The organism is Streptomyces sp. 150FB (assembly GCF_000818195.1).
GTDB lineage: Bacteria > Actinomycetota > Actinomycetes > Streptomycetales > Streptomycetaceae > Streptomyces.
Map to the genome: position 1 here is coordinate 2353311 of NZ_JTHL01000001.1, position 18296 is coordinate 2371606.

14 protein-coding genes are annotated in these 18296 nt (G+C 71.3%); 6 read left to right on the top strand and 8 right to left on the bottom strand.

Features of this window, described 5'->3' with window-relative positions; all coding sequences use genetic code 11:
* Together QR77_RS09765 and QR77_RS09770 are read right to left on the bottom strand one after the other, a co-directional pair.
* The coding region (locus QR77_RS09765) for an MFS transporter (protein ID WP_052488640.1) at nt 1-1211 on the bottom strand (1211 nt) is incomplete at its 3' end.
* 140 nt (nt 1212-1351) lie between these two features.
* The gene (locus QR77_RS09770; protein ID WP_040021012.1) at nt 1352-2389 is read right to left on the bottom strand and encodes an endonuclease/exonuclease/phosphatase family protein; all 1038 of its coding nucleotides are present in this window, start codon (nt 2387-2389) and stop codon (nt 1352-1354) included.
* A 365-nt stretch (nt 2390-2754) separates the two neighbouring features.
* Here QR77_RS09770 and panB point away from each other — a divergent pair, with 365 nt between their 5' ends.
* From panB to QR77_RS09785, 3 genes are all read left to right on the top strand, one after another.
* A complete protein-coding gene (gene panB / locus QR77_RS09775; protein ID WP_040021013.1) occupies nt 2755-3678 on the top strand; it encodes a 3-methyl-2-oxobutanoate hydroxymethyltransferase in 924 nt (307 codons plus the stop codon).
* A gap of 210 nt (nt 3679-3888) precedes the next feature.
* Nucleotides 3889-4908: an ATP-binding cassette domain-containing protein gene (locus tag QR77_RS09780; protein WP_040021014.1), complete on the top strand. Its 1020-nt coding sequence runs from the start codon at nt 3889-3891 to the stop codon at nt 4906-4908.
* Nucleotides 4909-4919: 11 nt separating this feature from the next.
* Nucleotides 4920-5759 (top strand): ABC transporter permease, encoded by an 840-nt coding sequence (locus QR77_RS09785; RefSeq protein ID WP_236711082.1) that lies wholly within the window; start codon nt 4920-4922, stop codon nt 5757-5759.
* Nucleotides 5760-5825: 66 nt separating this feature from the next.
* On the opposite strand, the gene QR77_RS09790 is transcribed toward QR77_RS09785, so the two are convergent.
* The 3 genes from QR77_RS09790 to QR77_RS09800 form a co-directional block, all read right to left on the bottom strand.
* Nucleotides 5826-9314, bottom strand: a complete 3489-nt coding sequence (locus QR77_RS09790; RefSeq protein ID WP_040021017.1) for a BTAD domain-containing putative transcriptional regulator — start codon at nt 9312-9314, stop codon at nt 5826-5828.
* 49 nt (nt 9315-9363) lie between these two features.
* A complete protein-coding gene (locus QR77_RS09795) occupies nt 9364-10650 on the bottom strand; it encodes an MFS transporter (protein WP_201778798.1) in 1287 nt (428 codons plus the stop codon).
* 68 nt (nt 10651-10718) lie between these two features.
* A complete protein-coding gene (locus QR77_RS09800) occupies nt 10719-11147 on the bottom strand; it encodes a MarR family winged helix-turn-helix transcriptional regulator (RefSeq protein WP_052489566.1) in 429 nt (142 codons plus the stop codon).
* A gap of 359 nt (nt 11148-11506) precedes the next feature.
* Here QR77_RS09800 and QR77_RS09805 point away from each other — a divergent pair, with 359 nt between their 5' ends.
* Nucleotides 11507-12310, top strand: coding sequence for a site-2 protease family protein (locus QR77_RS09805; RefSeq protein WP_040021020.1), 804 nt, complete (start codon nt 11507-11509; stop codon nt 12308-12310).
* Between the two features lie 582 nt (nt 12311-12892).
* Here QR77_RS09805 and QR77_RS09810 read toward each other — a convergent pair.
* From QR77_RS09810 to npdG, 3 genes are all read right to left on the bottom strand, one after another.
* Nucleotides 12893-14770 carry a coagulation factor 5/8 type domain-containing protein gene (locus tag QR77_RS09810; protein WP_236710578.1) on the bottom strand — a complete coding sequence of 626 codons (1878 nt, stop codon included), beginning with the start codon at nt 14768-14770 and terminating at the stop codon, nt 12893-12895.
* A gap of 261 nt (nt 14771-15031) precedes the next feature.
* A complete protein-coding gene (locus QR77_RS09815) occupies nt 15032-15226 on the bottom strand; it encodes a hypothetical protein (RefSeq protein ID WP_040021021.1) in 195 nt (64 codons plus the stop codon).
* 163 nt (nt 15227-15389) lie between these two features.
* Nucleotides 15390-16103, bottom strand: coding sequence for an NADPH-dependent F420 reductase (gene npdG / locus QR77_RS09820; RefSeq protein ID WP_040021023.1), 714 nt, complete (start codon nt 16101-16103; stop codon nt 15390-15392).
* Nucleotides 16104-16233: 130 nt separating this feature from the next.
* Here npdG and QR77_RS09825 point away from each other — a divergent pair, with 130 nt between their 5' ends.
* Nucleotides 16234-16845 carry a hypothetical protein gene (locus QR77_RS09825; protein WP_040021024.1) on the top strand — a complete coding sequence of 204 codons (612 nt, stop codon included), beginning with the start codon at nt 16234-16236 and terminating at the stop codon, nt 16843-16845.
* Nucleotides 16846-16995: 150 nt separating this feature from the next.
* Nucleotides 16996-18296: MFS transporter (locus tag QR77_RS09830; protein ID WP_236711083.1), on the top strand; the 1301-nt coding region annotated here is incomplete at its 3' end.

Genomic DNA, 18296 nt, shown 5'->3' on the forward strand with positions numbered 1-18296 from the left:
GCGGTGCCGCCCGTCGCGCTGCCGCCGGCCACGACGCGCGAGGCCGAGGCGCCCTCCGCCGCCCTGCGGTCCGTACGGTCCAGCAGCCCGGCCGTCACCGCGATCCCGAGGCCGATCACGGCCAGTACGGCGCCCACCAGGGTCGGTGACATCCAGCCCCAGCCCGCGGCGATCGCCGCGCCGCCGAGCCAGGCGCCGCCCGCGTTGGCGAGGTTGAACGCCGAGTGGTTGGAGGCGGAGGCCAGCGTCGGGGCGTCCTTCGCCTTGTTCATCACCAGCATCTGGAGCGGCGTGGTCGTCATGAAGCCGACAGCGCCCAGCACCACCACCGTCAGCAGCGCCGCCCATTCCACGTGGACGGCGAAACGGAACGCGACCAGGACCACGGCCAGCGCGCCCAGCGACCCGTACAGCGTCGGCCGCAGCGCGCGGTCCGTCAGCGGTCCCGCGGCCAGCGCTCCGAGCGTCATACCGATGCCGAACAGGGCGAGGACCAGCGTCACCGAGGACTCGCCGAGCCCCATGACCTCGGTCGTCATGGAGGCGAGGTACGAGTAGACGGCGAAGACCCCGCCGAAGCCGAACACGGCCGTGGCGAGTCCGAGCAGGACCTGACGGTTGCCGAGGGCGCGCAGTTCGCGGCGGACGTTCTGGTGCGCCTCGACGGGGACGTACGGGATGAGCCGCGCCAGCGCCGTCAGCGAGAGCAGGCCGATCACCGTGACCACGAGGAACGTGGCGCGCCAGCCCAGGTGCTGGCCGAGGAGCGTGGCGGCGGGAACGCCGACGATGTTGGCGACCGTCAGGCCGAGGAACATCGTCGCGACCGCCCTCGCCTGCCGCCCCTCGCCCGCCATCCGGGCGGCGACGACGGCGCCGACGCCGAAGAACGCACCGTGCGGCAGGCCCGCGAGCATCCGGCCGGCCAGCAGCCAGCCGAAGCTGGGCGCGAGCGCGGAGGCGAAGTTGCCGACGACGAAGAGGGCCATCAGGAGGAGGAGCATCCGCTTGCGCGGCACACGGGAGCCGACGGCGGTGAGCAGCGGCGCGCCGATGACCACACCGAGGGCGTACGCGGAGACCAGATAGCCGGCCGTGGGCACCGAGGTGCCGAGATCCCCGGCGACATTGGGCAGCAGGCCCATCATCACGAACTCGGTCGTTCCTATGCCGAAGGCGCTTACGGCCAGCGCGAGCAGGGCCAAGGGCATGAGGAGAGACCTTTCGACGTGAGACGTGTGCGCGGATACGTGCGGACAGGCGCGCCCGCACTAAGTACCCCCGCGAAACAAAGGGTCTCAGATCGTTTGTTCCCTCGCGTGAACTGCGCGTTGCGCGGAGCCTCCGAAGCTCAGCGCACCTCGACCCGCGCCGCGATCGGCAGGTGGTCGCTGCCCGTCTTCGGGAGCGTCCAGGACGCGGTCGGCTCGATGCCCTTCACCATGATCTGGTCGATCCGCGCCAGCGGGAAGGAGGCCGGCCAACTGAACCCGAACCCGTCCCCGGCTGCGCCCTGCGTGGACCGCATCTGGGAGGTGACGGCGTTGAGCGAACGGTCGTTCATCGTGCCGTTCAGGTCCCCGAGCAGGATCACCTTGCCCAGCGAGTCGTCCGCGATGGCCTCGCCCAGCGCGTCGGAGCTGTTGTCGCGCTGGTTGGCGGTGAATCCCGCGTGGAGTTTGACCCGTACGGACGGCATGTGCGCCACATAGACGTCGACGGCCCCGGCGGGGCTGCTGATCGTGGAGCGCATGGCGCGCGTCCAGCCCATCCGGGTGTCGACGGGCTTGGTGCCGGACATCGGGTACTTGCTCCACAGCCCGACGGTGCCCTGCACCGAGTGGTACGCGTACGTCTCGGCCAGCACCTTCGCGTACGTCGGCACCGCGCTCGTCGTCAGCTCCTCCAGCGCGACGACGTCCGCCCCCGAACGCGCCACGTCCCGCGCGGTACCGGCCGGGTCGGGGTTCTCCGCGTTGACGTTGTGGGTGACGACGGTGAGGTCGCCCGAGTCACCCGACTTGTTGGTGAGCAGACCGCCGAAGAGATTGACCCAGACCACGGCGGGCAGCAGCAGCGCGACGAGGGCCGTCGCCGACCTGCGTACGAGCGCCAGCACCAGGATCACCGGGATGGACAGCCCGAACCACGGCAGGAAGGTTTCGACAAGACTGCCCGTGTTGCCGATCCTGTTCGGGATCCGGCCGTGCGCGAACATCACCAGCCCGATCAGCACGGCGAGAACGGCGAGAACGATCCCGCGCCGCCAGATCCCCCTGTCGTGGCGCCAGCGGTCCTGGCTCCCCCGCCAGAAGGACCGGAAGCGGGATTGTGCGCGCTGTTCGTCCGCGCCCGCCGTCACCGACTCCGCCGTGTACCCCTGCGTCATGTCCGTCGCCCTCGCTGCCTTGCTCCGCACCCGTCACCCGCCCACGACCCTAGGCGATACCCGGCCGGTTTCCCCGCCGTCCCCTGGACGGCCGTACTGCCACGAGGACGACGGCGGGGTGTGGCGAGTTCCGGTCACGGGGCAATAACGGACCTCTGTGACAGAACGCGCATGATCTCGGCCGTGACCTCGGCGGGCGGGTCGCGCGCGTTGGGCGGTCGGGTCGCGAAGTTCTGCGGGCGGCTCGCGCGCCGGACAGGACCCAGGTGGCCCCCCACTTCCCGTGAGCGGTCCCGAGGTGCCACCATGGAGATGGTCCGGGGACGCCGTCAGGGTGCCTCGAGATGACGAAAGGGCCTTCGGCCATGACACTTCAGCCGGCGCGCGACCAAGCGGCGCGGAATCAGTCAGCACAGGACCGGGCGGCAGCGGAACGGACGCCCGCCGCCGGGCACGCCGACAGCGGCAAGGCGCTGTACGGGGGCAAGAGCTCCCGCCGTATCACCGTGCACGACATCGGCGCCGCCAAGGAGCGTGGCGAGAAGTGGCCGATGCTCACCGCCTATGACGCGATGACCGCCTCCGTGTTCGACGAGGCCGGGATACCCGTCATGCTCGTCGGCGACTCGATGGGCAATGTCCATCTCGGGTACGAGACGACCGTGCCGGTGACGCTCGACGAGATGACGATGCTCTCCGCCGCCGTCGTACGCGGCACGAAGCGCGCCCTGATCGTCGGCGACCTGCCGTTCGGGACGTACCAGGAAGGCCCGGTGCAGGCGCTGCGCAGCGCGACGCGCCTGGTCAAGGACGCCGGGGTCGGCGCGGTCAAGCTGGAGGGCGGCGAGCGCTCGCACGGCCAGATCGAGATGCTCGTCCAGGCCGGCATCCCCGTGATGGCGCACATCGGACTCACCCCCCAGTCGGTCAACGCGATGGGCTACCGGGTGCAGGGGCGCGGCGAGGAGGCGGCGCAGCAGATGCTCCGCGACGCCAAGGCCGTCCAGGACGCGGGCGCGTTCGCCGTCGTACTGGAGCTGGTGCCCGCCGAGCTGGCGGCCGAGGTCACCCGCGTACTGCACATCCCGACCATCGGCATCGGCGCCGGTCCCGAGACGGACGCGCAGGTGCTCGTGTACACCGACATGGTCGGTCTCACCGGCGGCAAGGTGCCGCGCTTCACCAAGCAGTACGCGAATCTCCGCGAGACGCTGGGGGCGGCGGCGCGGTCGTTCGCCGACGACGTCGTGGGCGGAACGTTCCCGCAGGAAGAGCACACCTTCCACTAGATCCTGGGCCGGGCCCCCAGGCCCGGGAACAACCCCCTCCGAAACCACTGCCGCACGCACGACAGCCCGCCGATCTTCCCCCGTCGGCGGGCTGTCGCATGCCCGGGGCCGGCCAAGGCGCAGCCCCGGCACGGGTGTTCTGTCGGTGCCGGGCGCCCGGTGTCGGCCGTATGTCGGCGCGCTGTCGGTGCCGGATGGTGGTATGTGGGCATGACGCGAATCGACAAGAACCCCAGCGGCCGCCGCACGGGCCATGCCGTCGAAGTACGGGGCCTGGTCAAGCATTACGGGGACACCAAAGCCCTCGACGGGGTGGACCTCGACGTCACCGAGGGCACCGTCCTCGGTGTGCTCGGTCCCAACGGAGCCGGCAAGACCACGCTGGTCCGCATTCTCTCCACGCTCGTCCAGCCGGACGCGGGCAGCGCGACGGTCGCCGGGTACGACGTACTGCGCCAGCCGCGGCAGTTGCGCCGCACGATCGGCCTCACCGGGCAGTACGCCTCGGTCGACGAGAAGCTCTCCGGCTGGGAGAACCTCTACATGATCGGGCGGCTCCTCGACCTCTCCCGCAAGGACGCCCGCCGCCGCGCCGACGAGCTGCTGGAACGGTTCTCGCTGACCGAGGCCGCCAAGAAGGCCGCCATGCACTACTCGGGCGGCATGCGGCGCCGGCTCGACCTGGCCGCCTCGATGATCGGGCAGCCGTCCGTGCTGTACCTGGACGAGCCGACGACCGGGCTCGACCCCCGTACCCGGAACGAAGTCTGGGACGAGGTGCAGCGGATGGTCGCCGAGGGGGCGACCGTGCTGCTCACCACCCAGTACATGGAAGAGGCCGAACAGCTCGCGAACGAACTGACGATCATCGACCGGGGCAAGATCATCGCGGGCGGCAGGGTGGACGAGCTGAAAGCCAGGATCGGCGGCCGCACGCTCCAGATACGCCCGACGGACCCGGCGCTGCTGCCCGAGATGGCACGGGCGATCACCGAGGCCGGACTCGAAGGCGTGGCGGGCACCCAGGCGGTGCCCGACGAGGGCCTGTTGTACGTACCCATCCTCAGCGACGCCCAACTCACGGCGGTCGTCGGCCTGCTGGCCGAGCGCGGCTTCTCCATCTCCCACATCGGCACCCAACTGCCCAGCCTGGACTCGGTGTTCCTCGCCATCACCGGCCAGAAGATGACCGGCGAAACCGACCGAACTCCTGAGGAGGTCGCAGCGTGAGTACGACCACACTGCCCACAGCCGCTCCCCCGCGCACACCCGCACCCGTCCGGGGGCCCGCCGACGAGGGCCGGATCGGGCTGCGCGCCAATCTGCGCCACATCGGTGCGCTGGCCCGCCGTAACATGCTCCAGATCAAGGCGGACCCGGAGTCGATGTTCGACGTCCTGCTGATGCCGATCATCTTCACGCTGCTGTTCGTGTACGTCTTCGGCGGCTCCGTGGGCGCGAGTCTCGGCGGCGACCGCCAGACCTATGTGAACTACGTGGTGCCGGGTCTGATGGCCATGATGGGCATGAACATCGCCATGGCGGTCGGCAGCGGGGTGAACGACGACTTCCGCAAGGGCGTCATGGACCGGTTCCGTACGATGCCGATCGCCCGGTCCTCGGTGCTCATCGCGAAGATCGTCGTCGAGATGGGCCGGATGATCGTCGCCAGCGCGATCCTTCTCGGCATGGGGTTCCTGCTCGGGCTCCAGATCCAGACGTCGGTGCTCGAACTGCTGGGCGCCGTGGGCCTGTCCCTGGTGTTCGGCGCCTCACTGATGTGGATCTTCATCCTGCTCGGGCTCACCATGAAGACGGCACAGTCCGTGCAGGGCGTGACGATACTCGTGCTGATGCCGCTCCAGTTCGGCTCCTCGATCTTCACCCCGCCGATGACGATGCCGGGCTGGCTCCAGGCCTTCACCGACTACAACCCGCTCTCGAACCTCGCCGACGCGGCGCGGGCCATGATCAGCGGCGGTTCGCTCGGCAACTCGGTCTGGATGACGCTGGGCTGGGCGGTGGCGATCACGGTGGTGACGGCGCCGCTGGCCGTCGCGAAGTTCCGCAAGAGGTCCTGACCGCCATCTGACCGGGCTGACGGGTCCGACCGGGCCGACAGGTCCGGCGGGTCCGGACGGGTCCGCTCAGGCGGCGCCCTGACCGGGCCTGGCGAGGGCGAGGGCCTCCTCCATGGTGAGGCCGGCGCCCTCGGCGCGCGCCGCCTCGTGCCCCGCTCCGTCGGCGCCGAAGGCGGCGCGTACGGCGTTGCTGACCTCGGCCAGCAACTCCTTCTCCATGGGCGGCACGAGGTGACCGGCCGGTCTCAGCGCCACGGCCGCCGACAGCAGCCGGGCGGCGTCACGGGCACCGCTGTCCGCGCGCTCCCCGGCCGGTCCCGCGAGACCGGCCAGGGCCCAGGCCGCCGTCATCAGGTGGACCGTCACCATCTCGGGGGCGAGCATCAACGACAGCGGGCGCATGGCCTGTTCCAGGGCCACCTGTGCGGCGACGAGGGCATCGGCGTAGGCGCCGTCCCGGCAGTCCAGCGCCGCCTGGGCGCCGATGACGAAGCCCTCGAAGATGATCAGGTTCTCCGTGCGGAACGCCTCACGCAGCACGCCCAGATGGTGCCTGGCCTCCTCGCTGCGCCCGCTGCGGCCGAGCCACTGCGCGAGAAAGAGCCGTGTGACGATCATCGTCTCGGCCGAGGCGTCCGGGCTCCCCTCCAGCACCCCGCGCAGGACCTGCTCGCCCTCCTCCTGGCGCCCCGTCTCGATCAGGGTCATCGCGAACCGGGACCGCAGCAGGGCGACCTGACTGTGCGCCTCAAGCCCTTCGGCGTGGGGGACGGCGGCGGCGAAGTCCTCGGCAGCGCCCGCGTAGTCCCCGCTCTTCTCCCTGGCCTCGCCCCGGGCCGAGAGCGCCTCGGCCGCACCCCAGGCGTCGCCGAGGCGGCCGTAGATCTCCAGCGCGCGGTCGGCGTCCCGGCCGCTCGCCTCGGCGGCCGAAGTGCCGAAGTTCGCCCTGGCGTTGGCCCGCAGATGGAGGGTGCCTGCGAGTTCCCAGTCGTAGCCGAACCGCTCGCAGGCGACCACCGTTTCGTCCAGGACCCGCATCAGCCGCTCGACGTCCCCGGTCATCATGACGGCGAAGAACCAGAGCGATCCCGGGAACCGGCAGGTCTGCGGCAGTCCGGCCCGGTAGACGTCGATGATGGCGTGGAGCAGCCGGCGGCGCTCCGGTTCCTCCCACTCGTCCTCGGCGCGGTCCGCGTTGATGATCCCGATCAGCCCCACCTCGCGCCGTGCTTCGAGCAGCAGCTCGGGGCTCATCGGCGGCGGCGCGTCCGTGCACCGCTGTTCGAGCGGTGGGGCGGGCACCACGGGCGGTGTGAAGGGATCAGGGCCCATCGCGGCCACGGTGGCCGACCAGTGCAGGGCGTCGGCGCGCATGTCGCGCATGTGCCAGAACCAGGCGAGGGAGAGGACCAGGCAGAGCGCCTCCTGCTCGTCGTGGGCGGCCACGGCGCGGCGGAGCGCGGTCCGTATGTTCTCGTACTCCAGTTGCAGCCGGGCGAGGGCGGCGCCCTGTCCGGAGCCGCGCAGTTCGGGGTCGGTGGTACGGGCCAGCTCCCGGTGGTGGATCAGGTGCCGGCGTTCGGCGCCGGCCCGGTCGCCGCTCTCGTCCAGCCGCTCGGCCGTGTACTCGGCGACGGTCTCCAGGAGGCGGTAGCGCATCTCGCCGTCGGGTGAAGGGGTGGCGGCGACCAGGGACTTGTCGATGAGCGAGCCGAGAAGGGCGGGTACGTCACGGGGCTCGACCCGGTCGGTCCCGGTCCCGGTGCCGGTCCCCGTGTCGGTGCCGGTGTTCGTGTCGGTGTCGGTGTCCGAGGAGCACACCGACTCGGCGGCGGCCAGCCCGCAGCCGCCGGCGAAGACCGACAGCCGCCGCAGCACGGCGCGTTCGGAGGCGTCGAGCAGGTCCCAGGACCAGTCGACGACGGCGCGCAGGGTCTGCTGGCGCGGCAGCAGCGTTCTGCTGCCGCTCGTCAGCAGCCGGAAGCGGTCGTCGAGCCGGTCGGCGATCTGGCGCGGTGTCAGCAACCGGAGCCGCGCCGCCGCGAGTTCGATCGCCAGCGGCAGCCCGTCGAGGCGCCGGCAGATCTCGGCGACCGACCCCGGGTCGGCGCCCGCGTCGAAGTCCGGCCGTACGGCGCGCGCCCGCTCGGCGAACAGCCGGTGCGCCGGGTCGGGCGGCAGCGGCTCCACCGGACGCACGACCTCGCCCCGCACCCCGAGCGGCTCCCTGCTCGTCGCCAGGACGGTCAACCCGGGGCAGCGCGAGAGGAGTTCCTCGGCGAGGGCGGCGGCCGCCTCCACGACGTGCTCGCAGTTGTCGAGGAGCAGCAGCATCCGGCGGCGGCCGCAGTGCTCGGCGAGCAGCCCGAGCGCCTCGCCGCTCTGGCGGTCGAGGGCCCGCAACTCCTCGGCACCGGCGCCGCGCAGCACGGTCCCTCGTGCGCCGAGCGCGGTGAGTACGGCGTCGGGGACGGTCTCCGGGTCGTCGACGGGGGCGAGTTCGGCGAGCCACACCCCGTCGGGCCACTGGCCGTCCACGGCCCGCTCGGCGGCCTCCTGGGACAGCCGGGTCTTGCCGGCCCCGCCGGGGCCGATGAGAGTGATCAGCCTGGCGCCGCCGAGGTCCACGCCGATGGCGTCGATGTCGGCCTCCCGCCCGACGAAGCTGGTGAGCCGGGCGCGGAGGTTGCCGGGCGGCAGTCCGGCGGGGGCGGCCTCCGTACGGTCGGCCACGGCGCGGGTGGTCTCCGTACGGGTGGCCGGGGGCCGGGCGGACACGAGCCGGTCCGCTGCGGCATGGTCTCCGTCGGCGTGGTCTCCGTCGGCGTGGTCTCCGTCGGCGTGCAGCAACTGCTCGTGCAGCGCCCGGAGTTCCCGGCCCGGGTCGGTGCCGAGGCGGTCGCCGAGCACCCGGCGGAAGCCGTCGTACGCCGCCAGCGCCTCCGCCGGGCGCCCCGCTTCCCGCAACGCCCGGATGCGCAGCGCCTGGAACGGCTCGTCCAGCGGGAACTCCTCGCACAGCGCGGCCAGTTCGGGCAGGATCTCGCGCGCCCGGCCCAGCGCGAGCGCGGCGGTCAGCCGGTCCCTGCGGGCGTTCAGCCGGCGGGCCTCCCAGCGGAGCGCCTCGGAGGCGCCGTCGGGCAGGTCGGTGAGGGCCGGGCCCTGCCAGAGCGCGAGCGCGTCGTCGAGGAGGTCGGCCGCCTTGGCCGCTTCGCCCTGCTCCAGCGCCAGCGCGCCCTCGTCGGCGAGCCGCCGGAAGCGGTGGAGATCCACATCGTCGTCGTCGGCGTGCAGGCGGTAGCCGCCCTCGGACGACACGACGGCCGCATGTCCGACGGCCCGGCGCAGCCGCCCCACCAGCGCTTGCAGCGCGGCCGTCGCGTCGGCGGGCGGGTCCTGGTCCCAGACGCGGGAGACCAGGACCCGGACGGGGATGTCACGTCCGGGCCGCAGCGCGAGGGCGGTGAGCAGCGCGCGTACGCGCGCACCGCCCACGGCGACAGGTGTGCCGTCGTCGCGCAGTGCGCGGGTGGTGCCGAGGACGGAGATGCGCATACGCCCATTGTCACAGGCCCCGGGCGCCGGGCCGAGCGGCCGCCGGATCTCAGAGCCGCAGCGCGCCGTTGCGGGTGCAGACCCAGAGCACGAGCGCCACGGCGGAGAGCCCGGCGCCGGTGAGGGAGACGGCGCTCCAGCCGCCCGCCGACCACATCAGGGTGGCGGTGACGGAACCGATCGCACCGCCCACGAAGTTACCCGCGATGTACGCGGTGTTCAGCCGGCTGCGCGCCTCGGCGGAGATCTGGAAGACGCGCGACTGGGCAAGGATGTTCTGGCCCTGGATACCGACGTCGAGCACCACGATCCCCAGCACCAGCAGCACGACCATGTGCCCGCCGAACCCGGCGATGGCCCAGGCGATGATCACCAGCACCCAGGCGAGGCCGACGCCGATGACGGACCGGCCGCTGTCGTGCAGCCGTCCCGCGCTCTGCGCCGCGATCGCGCCGACGAGTCCGGCGACGCCGAAGAAGCCGATCGCCGAGGTCGGGTAGTTGTACGGTGCGTTGCTGAGCAGGAAGGTGAGCGCGGTCCAGAACATCGTGAACACGGCGAAGCCGAGCACACCGAACGCCATGCTGATCCGCAGCGCGCGCTCCCGTACGACCAGCGACAGCACCGACCGCAGCAGCGCCCCGTAGGAGAGGGCGGAGGACTTCGGTTCGAGCCGGGGGATGGCGCGGTACAGCACACCGGAAAGGACCACGGCGAGGACGGCTGCGACCAGGAACACGACCCGCCAGCCGGCGGCCGAGGCGACCAGACCCGCGAAGATACGCGCCACGAGAATGCCGCTGAGGATGCCGCTGACCACGATGCCGACGGCCTTCCCCCGGGTGGCGTCGTCGGACAGATCACCGGTGAGCGGGGTCAGTATCTGACCGGCCACGGTCGTCACACCCACCGCGGTCAGCGCGATCGCGAGCGTGACGATGCCGGGCGCGGCTGCGCAGGCGCCGAGTGCGAGCGCGGACAGCAGCATCATCACGGGGATCAGGACCCGGCGGTCCCTGAGGTCGCCGAGCGGCACGATGAAGAGGATGCCGAGCGCGTAGCCGATCTGCGTGACGGTGACCAGCAGGCCGACCGCGCCCTCGCTGACGTGCAGGTCGCCCGCGATGACGTCCAGCAGCGGCTGCGCGTAGTAGAGGCTGCCCACGGCGGCGCCGGCCGCGATCGCGAACAGGAACATGAGCGGTCGCGTCATCCGGGGCGCGGGCGCGGGTGCGGTGGCGGGCGCGGGTCCCGGTCCGGGGCCGACGGCCTGCTCGCCCGGGGGGCCGGGTATCGGTGCGGTGTCGTCCGTACGCTTCTGGTGCTTCGTACGCACTGGAGTGCCCTCTCGTCGGTACTTCGTGTCTCGGTTCGTCGGGTCGTCCCTGCCCCGTCGGGAAGGGCTCAGGCGGGCGGCCCGTCCTCGCCTTCCCCTTCCGCCTCGGCCATGGCGGCCTCGTACGCGCGCAACGTACCGACGACCATCTGCCGCTGGACCGGCGTCAGCGGCCCCAGCGCCTGGCGCCATGCGGTGGCCCCCCGCGCCAGCCAGCCGGCGATGGAGGGCCGCTTGCTGTCGGTGATGCTGACGATGCGCCGCCGCCGGTCCGACTCGTCCTCGCGCCGTTCCAGGATTCCCTTGCGGCTCAGCTCGCCGACCATGAGGCTCACGGTCGTCGGGGCGACCTCCAGCCGCGCTGCCAGGTCGTTCACCGTCGTCGGCCCGTCGAAGAGCAGATACGACAGCAGCGACAGATGGCGCGGTGCCAGCGCGAGCGACTGGAGCTCGTCGGGTACGGGCATCCGCTTCGCCCGTCCGACCATGCGGGGCATCAGCAGCAGCAGCGCCCGCACCGCCTCGTCGACACCCGGCTCATCGGCCGCGGGCCCGTCCACACCTGGCCCGGATCCCTGCCGAGGTCGGCCCTCGGTTGACATCGGCCACCCCTCCACGCAGCTTTACCCACAAAGATATGTCGCCGGTAAAGTAACCCGCTCCATGCTAGGCCCTGCCCGGCACACCCCGACGGCGACCCACCTGGCCAGGCACGACACCGGCCGTGCCGCGTCGCGCCGGGCCGTGGGGCTCCGTACGCCCGCAGGAACCCATGGGGCCGGGCGGGACGTTGCACCCCTGTCACCAGTACGGTCGGATCCGCACAGCCACCGCGACCTCCCCGGGAGACCCACCCATGACCACCGCCTTCCAACGCAGCGACCGGCGGATCAGTCCCGTCTTCCTCGGGATCGCCGCCGTCACGGCGGTCTCGGGCTGGGCGGTGTGGACGGACTTCGCCTCCAACCCGGGCATCGCCGCCTTCATCTTCATCACGGGCGCCTGGATCGTCTCGCTCTGTCTGCACGAGTACGCGCACGCCCGCACCGCCCTGCACAGCGGTGACATCTCCATCGGGGCGAAGGGATATCTGACCCTCAACCCGCTCAAATACACGCACGCGCTGCTGAGCATCGTGCTGCCGGTCCTCTTTGTGATCATGGGCGGGATCGGGCTGCCGGGCGGGGCGGTCTTCATCGAGCGCAACCGCATCCAGGGCCGCTGGCGGCACAGCCTGATCTCGGCGGCCGGGCCCCTGACGAACGTACTGTTCGCCGTCGTCTGCACGGCGCCCTTCTGGCTGCACACCCTGAACGGCGTCCCCGCCGGCTTCCGCTTCGCGCTCGGGTTCCTCGCGCTGCTCCAGCTCACCGCGGCGATCCTGAACTTCGTACCGGTGCCGGGGCTCGACGGTTACGGAGTGATCGAGCCGTGGCTCTCGTACAAGATCCGCCGCCAGGTGGAGCCGTTCGCGCCGTTCGGACTGATCGCGGTCTTCGCCATCCTCTTCATTCCCAGCGTGAACCAGGGCTTCTTCGACGCGATCGACGCGATTCTGCGCGGGCTCGGGGTGACCGACATCGACACATTCTGCGGTCAGAACCTGTATCGCTTCTGGGAAGGCCGCGACCAGTTCTGCCAGGCCGGCTTCTTCCAGTGACCGGTGGCGGCCACGCGTTCCGTCACACCCGGGGCGAGGCCAGGAAACGCTCTCGCGGCACTCGCTCATGATCCGTTTTCCTCGGGTTACCGCCACCGCAGCTAGGACATTTCACTCGCACCACGCTGCTCAGGCCCCCACGGGGGCCGTAGCCGAGCACATCGGTCACGAGGCCCTCGCAACCCGGAGTCCCGCAGCCGCAAGCTGCCGACCACGAGGCGTCGGCCGCCGCGAGGTGGACTCTGCTGTCGCAGTTGAGGCACGGGAAAGGGTGCAGCCCGTCCTCGTTCTGGACGTAGGACACCGAATCAGGCGTTCGACAGGTGGGACAAATCCAGGCCATGGGAGATCCATTTCGACGTTTGGCGTCGAAGTGTGCAGAGGTTTCACCTGCCGAGGAAGGTTTTCATTGGGCTGTTCACTCGCCGGAAGGAACATCACTGACGAATGCGCCCAGCGTTAGCACGGGTGACCGAAGCGGAAGAGCCAACCCAACACACAGAGCCCCACCGGATTCCCGGTGGGGCTCTGTGGTGTCACCGCGTCAACTCTCCGCCAGTAGCGGTAAAGGGCAGTGGCCGCCTACGGGTACGACGTCACCTTCGCGAGGTTCGTCTCCGCGTCCGACGGGCCGCCCGTCGTGTTGATGACATGGGCGATGGTCCCCTTTCCGCCGCCCAGTGAATACGTGATCATGCTGTGGAAGCGCACCCCGTGCGAGTGCGGGGCCGCGAACGCGCGGTCGGACACGATGGTCGGGTCCGTGGTGAGGTTGCAGTAACTGCCCAGGCCCCACGCCTCGTGCTCGCGCACGCCGTCGGCGACGTGGTACGCGGGGAAGCCGCGGTTCTTGCCGTCCATCCAGGACGCCTGGTCCGGCACGTCGTACGGCATCTCGTTCTGGAAGAAGTACGTCCGGCCGCGCTCGCCGGTCCAGCGCACCTGGGTCTTCTGGTAGTGCTCGACGAACAGGCCGTAGACCGTGACGTCGTCGCCGTTGACCACCAGGCCCTCGTCTGCGGTGTTCGACGTCCAGCCGACGCCCGTGCCGTGGTCGGCGCGCCACAGCCAGGTGTTGTCGACGATCACGTTGTTGCTGTTGATCACCAGCGACTGCTTCGCCTTCCCTACACCGGCGCCGCCGACGCGCACGAAGACGTCGTGCAGCGAGGTGGGGTCGGTCCTGTGGTTCGCGCGGGCGCCGTCGGGCCCGACCCGTATGAGCACGTCGGAGCTGACCGTACCCGCGTCCACGAGCAGTCCGGCGATCTTCACGCCGTCGACGTCCGCCACGTCGAGGGCGCTCACGCCGCCGTCGGGTACGAGGGTCGCGAGGCCCAGGCCGAGCACGACCGTACCCGCGCGGGTGATCCGCAACGCCTCCGACAGGTGGTAGACCCCGGGGGTGATCAGCAGGTTCTTGCCGCTCGCCAGCGCCGCGTTGAGTTCGGCCGCCGTCGCTCCCGCCCCGGCGATATGGAAGTCGCTGAGGGGCAGCGCCTCCCCGGCCGGCTTGCGCGCCTCCCAGCTCGTGTTGTGGCTGTCCGTACGCAGCGCGGGCACGAAGACCTGGTAGGCGCCGTCCGCGTCGACATAGAGAAACGGTTTTTCACGTACGACGGGCGACCGCGTCTCCGACGTGTAGGGCGGCGAAGGGAAGCTGGTGGCCGGGGCGTTGTCGACCCCGGCGAAGACGATGTTCCAGTTGGAACCGACCCAGTGGCCCACCACGGAGTTACGGGTCACCCACTGCTGCTGCGTGCCGGAGTTGACCTGCCCGGTGATCAGGCTGTCCGCGATGAAGCCGCCGCTGGAGTAACCGCCGTCGTCCAGCAGCAGGTTGCCCATGAGGTAGATACGCCGGTAGAAGGTGGCCTGCGAGACGGCCCAGCGGTCCGTGCCGCTCTTCGGTACGGGGTGCAGGTTCTCGGCGCCGCGCCAGAAGTTGGTCAGGGTGCCGACACCGTGGGCGTCGCCGTCGACGTGCAGGGCGCCGGTGATGCTCACACCGCCCGGTTGCAGGCCGAGCCCGGCGACATGGGTGTAGTAGCCGAGGTTGACGTCGACGCCGTAACTGCCCGGCTTGAAGAGCAGCGCGTAGCGGCCCGGGCCGAACTGGGCCTTCTTCTGCTGCGCGTACACCGAGTCCAGCGTCGACTGGATGGTGTCGGCGGACATGGTCGCGTCGAAGACGTAGACGTTCGGCCCGAAGTCCGGTTCGCCCGCCGCGTGCTGGGCGGGTGCGGGCGGCGCGGGCGCCGCCGTGGGGGTCCCGGCCGGAGCCGCGACGGGAGTTACGGCCGTAGTCGCGGCGGATGCCGGAGCCGCGAGTGAGGTGACGGCTCCGCCGGCGAGTGCGGCGCCGGAGGCCAGGGTGATGAATCCCCGTCTGTGCAGGCCGGAGGGTTCCGGCCGCTGTGACGAAGCGTTGTCCGTGGGATCGAGGGGCACGAATGACATCCCTTCAAAAATGCCGGAGTTCACCACGTGTGGGGCGTGATGCGGCATAGGTGCGGGCTGCGCCGGCCCGGCGCGGGTCGGCCCTTTTTTCACGTCGTGATTCAACTCGCGTGCCAGAAGGGCGTCAAGGGACCCCTGTGACTCCTGAGGACGGCCAGGGTGGTCGCTGTACGGCGCGCCGCCGCCCGCTCAGCGGCAGGTCAGTGGCAGGTCAGCCTGGCGTCGGAGGCGTGTCGGCAGCGGCGGAGGGCCGCCGGACGCTCAGCCCGCCGGCGTCGCCGTACGGGCCCTCTTCTCGATCTTCGCCTTGTGCAGATAGAACCAGGCCATGTTCGACGAGAGGCCGGCGAGCAGCACCCACACGATGCCCACGAGGTTGCCCTGGACGAAGGAGACCACGGCCGCGACAACGGTCAGGGCGCAGACGATCAGTGCGTACAGAGCGAGGCGGGGCATGGGGGCGGCTCCTGTCGGGGGCTTTCGGACTGCGGTCGTACGCCGTCCAGTGTCCCCCATGCCTCCCCCATGCCCCGCGCCGACCTTGGACCTGCCTTGCCCGGCCGGATCCTGTTCCGAGCCCTCCGCCGAACAGGACCCGCGACAGCGCCTGGAACAGGACTCAGACGCCGGTCGCCCGCAGCCCGGTGTGTGCCTTGTAGCGGCGGTTGATCGAGATCAGGTTGGCCACCAGCGACTCCACCTGGTGCGCGTTGCGCAGCCGGCCGGCGAAGATGCCGCGCATGCCGGGGATACGGTTCGCCAGCGCCTGCACGGCGTCGGTGTCGGCCCGTACCTCGCCCAGCACCATGACGTCCGTGTCGATCTGCTCGATCTCCGGGTTCAGCAGCAGCACCGCCGACAGGTGGTGGAAGGCCGCCGTGACCCGCGAGTCCGGCAGCAGGGCCGCGGCCTGCTCGGCCGCGCTGCCCTCCTCGGGGGTGAGCGCGTAGGCGCCCTTCTTGTCGAAGCCCAGCGGGTTGACGCAGTCGACGACGAGCTTGCCCGACAGCTCCTCCGTGAGGGAGGAGAGCAGCGAGGAGTGGCCCTCCCACGGCACGGCGACGATGACGAGGTCGCTGCGGCGCGCGCACTCGGCGTTGTCGGCGCCCTCGACGCCGTTGCCGAGCTCGGCCGCCGCCGACTGGGCGCGCTCGGCCGCGCGGGAGCCGATGATCACTTTCTGTCCGGCCTTCGCCAGCCGGTAGGCGAGCCCCCGGCCCTGGTCGCCGGTGCCGCCGAGCACGCCGACGACCAGTCCTGAGACGTCGGGAAGGTCCCAGGGGTCCTTGGCGGGGGGCTTGGGAGCGGTGCTGCCACTGTCGGTCGAAGTCATGTCCCTGACCCTACTTGGCAGTCCGGGCGTGGGTGGGCCCGGCCGCCCCGCCCGCCGGCGCCGTCCCTTTCGGGTGAGCCGACGGCGATCGGCCCCGCCAGGGAGGGTGACTGCGGCAGGATGCGGGCCCATGGATGCCGTACGCGTCGCCACCCTGTGTGAGGTCCTCGCCGGTACGGGGTGGCCGGCCGAGAGCCGGAGGTTCGCCGGGGCGCTGCGGGCGTCCGTCGTACCGCAGGGCGGCGGGCTGCTGCTCGTCGGGACCGAGGCGTACGAGCCCTGGCACCTGGCGGCTCACCTCGTGGACGAGGCCGCGTGGTCGGGGCAGCCGGAGCTGAACCCGACACTCGTACGCCACCGGGTGCGGCCGGAGGACCCCGCGCATCTCGCGATCGGGCTCGGCCGGCTGGAGGCGGCGGGCCGGGGCGAGACGCTGCTCGTCGTGGCGCCCGAGCGGCCCGGTGGCGGGCTGCTGGAGCGGGTGTCCGACGCGCGGCGGGCCGGAGCGACGGTGCTCGCGCTCGGCGGCGGCGACCCCGAGATCGGGGGGCTGGCCCATGAGACGCTCACGGTTCTCGCCTCCGACGAGGCGCGGGGCGTGGACCTCGACACCGTGCAGCACCTGGTGAGCGCGGCCGCCGGGGAGAACTGCCTGCCGGCCAGGCGCGGGCGGCGCCGCTTCCGCGACCGGCTGTCGCGGCTCGCCGACCAGTTGACCGCGCCGCCGCCCGCCCGCTGGTAGAGCCTGTCCGTCCGACGGTCGAATGCGCTTGCGTGTTCGGTTGATCAGGACGGAACATGGCATCTCGTGACCCGAAAGCTCGACAAGCGCAACCAGCACAACCAGCTCGACAAGAGCAACAGGCGCAACAGGCGCACCAAGCTCACGGCGATCCTGCCGGACCTGACGCCGCTCCGTACGCTGCGCGACTTCCGGCTGCTGTGGTTCCAGGGCCTGGTGACCTCGTTCGGCAGCTCGATGACCATGATCGCGCTGCCGCTCCAGATCAAGGACCTCACGAACTCCCCCTTCGCGGTCGGTGCCATGGGCGCTGTCGAGCTGGTGCCGCTGATCGTGTTCGGTCTGTACGGGGGCGCGCTGGCCGACGCCGTCGACCGGCGCAGGGTGATCCTCCTGTCGGAGGCCGGCCTCGGTCTGCTGGCAGTGGTCCTGCTGCTGAACGGACTTCTCCCGCACCCCGCCCTCTGGCCGCTGTACGTGGTCGCCGCCTGTGTCTCCGCGCTCTCCGGACTCCAGCAGCCCGCGCTCGGCTCGCTGATCGCGCGGATCGTCCCGCACAACCAGCTCACCGCCTCGGCCGCGCTGAACTTCATGCGCGGACAGATCGCCGCCGTGCTCGGCCCGTCGCTGGCGGGCGTCGTCGTCGCGTACGCGGGCACCCCGACGGCGTACGCGATCACCGTCACCGGCTTCGCCGCCTCGGTGCTGCTGTGCGTACGGCTCTCCCCGGCGCCGCCGACGCACAAGGCGAGCAAGCCGTCGCTGCGCAGCGTGGTCGAGGGCGCGCGGTACGCGTGGAGCAAGCCGGTCCTGCTCGGGACGTACGCGATCGACACGACCGCGATGTTCTTCGCGTACCCCATCGCCGTCTTCCCGTTCCTGGCGCAGGATCTGCACGCTCCGTGGGCGCTGGGGATGATGTACGGGGCGATCCCGTTCGGTGCCGTGCTGGTGAGCCTGACCAGCGGCTGGGCGTCCCGGGTCCGCCGCCACGGCCGGATGGTGATGGTCGGCGCGACGAGCTGGGCGCTGGCGATGACGGCGGCGGGGCTGATGTCGAACATCTGGCTGGTGCTGCTCTGCCTGGTGGTCGCGGGCAGCGGCGACATGGTCAGCGGCCTGGCGCGGCACACCATCTGGGACCAGACGGTGCCGGAGGAGCTGCGGGGCAGACTCGCCGGCATCGAGGTGCTCTCGTACAGTTGCGGCCCGCAGCTCGGTCAGCTACGCGCCGGCACGATGGCCGGCTGGACCGGCACCCGGCCGGCGATCTGGGGCGGCGGGCTCGCCTGCCTGGCGGGGCTCGGGCTGCTGGTGGCCGCGCTGCCGAAGCTGATGACGTACAACGCCGATACGGACGAGGACGCGCTGCGGCGCCGCGCGCAGCGGGAGGCGGCGGGGATCGTGGACGTGAGCCAGGCGACGGACGCGGGCGCGGGGCCGGCGGCCGG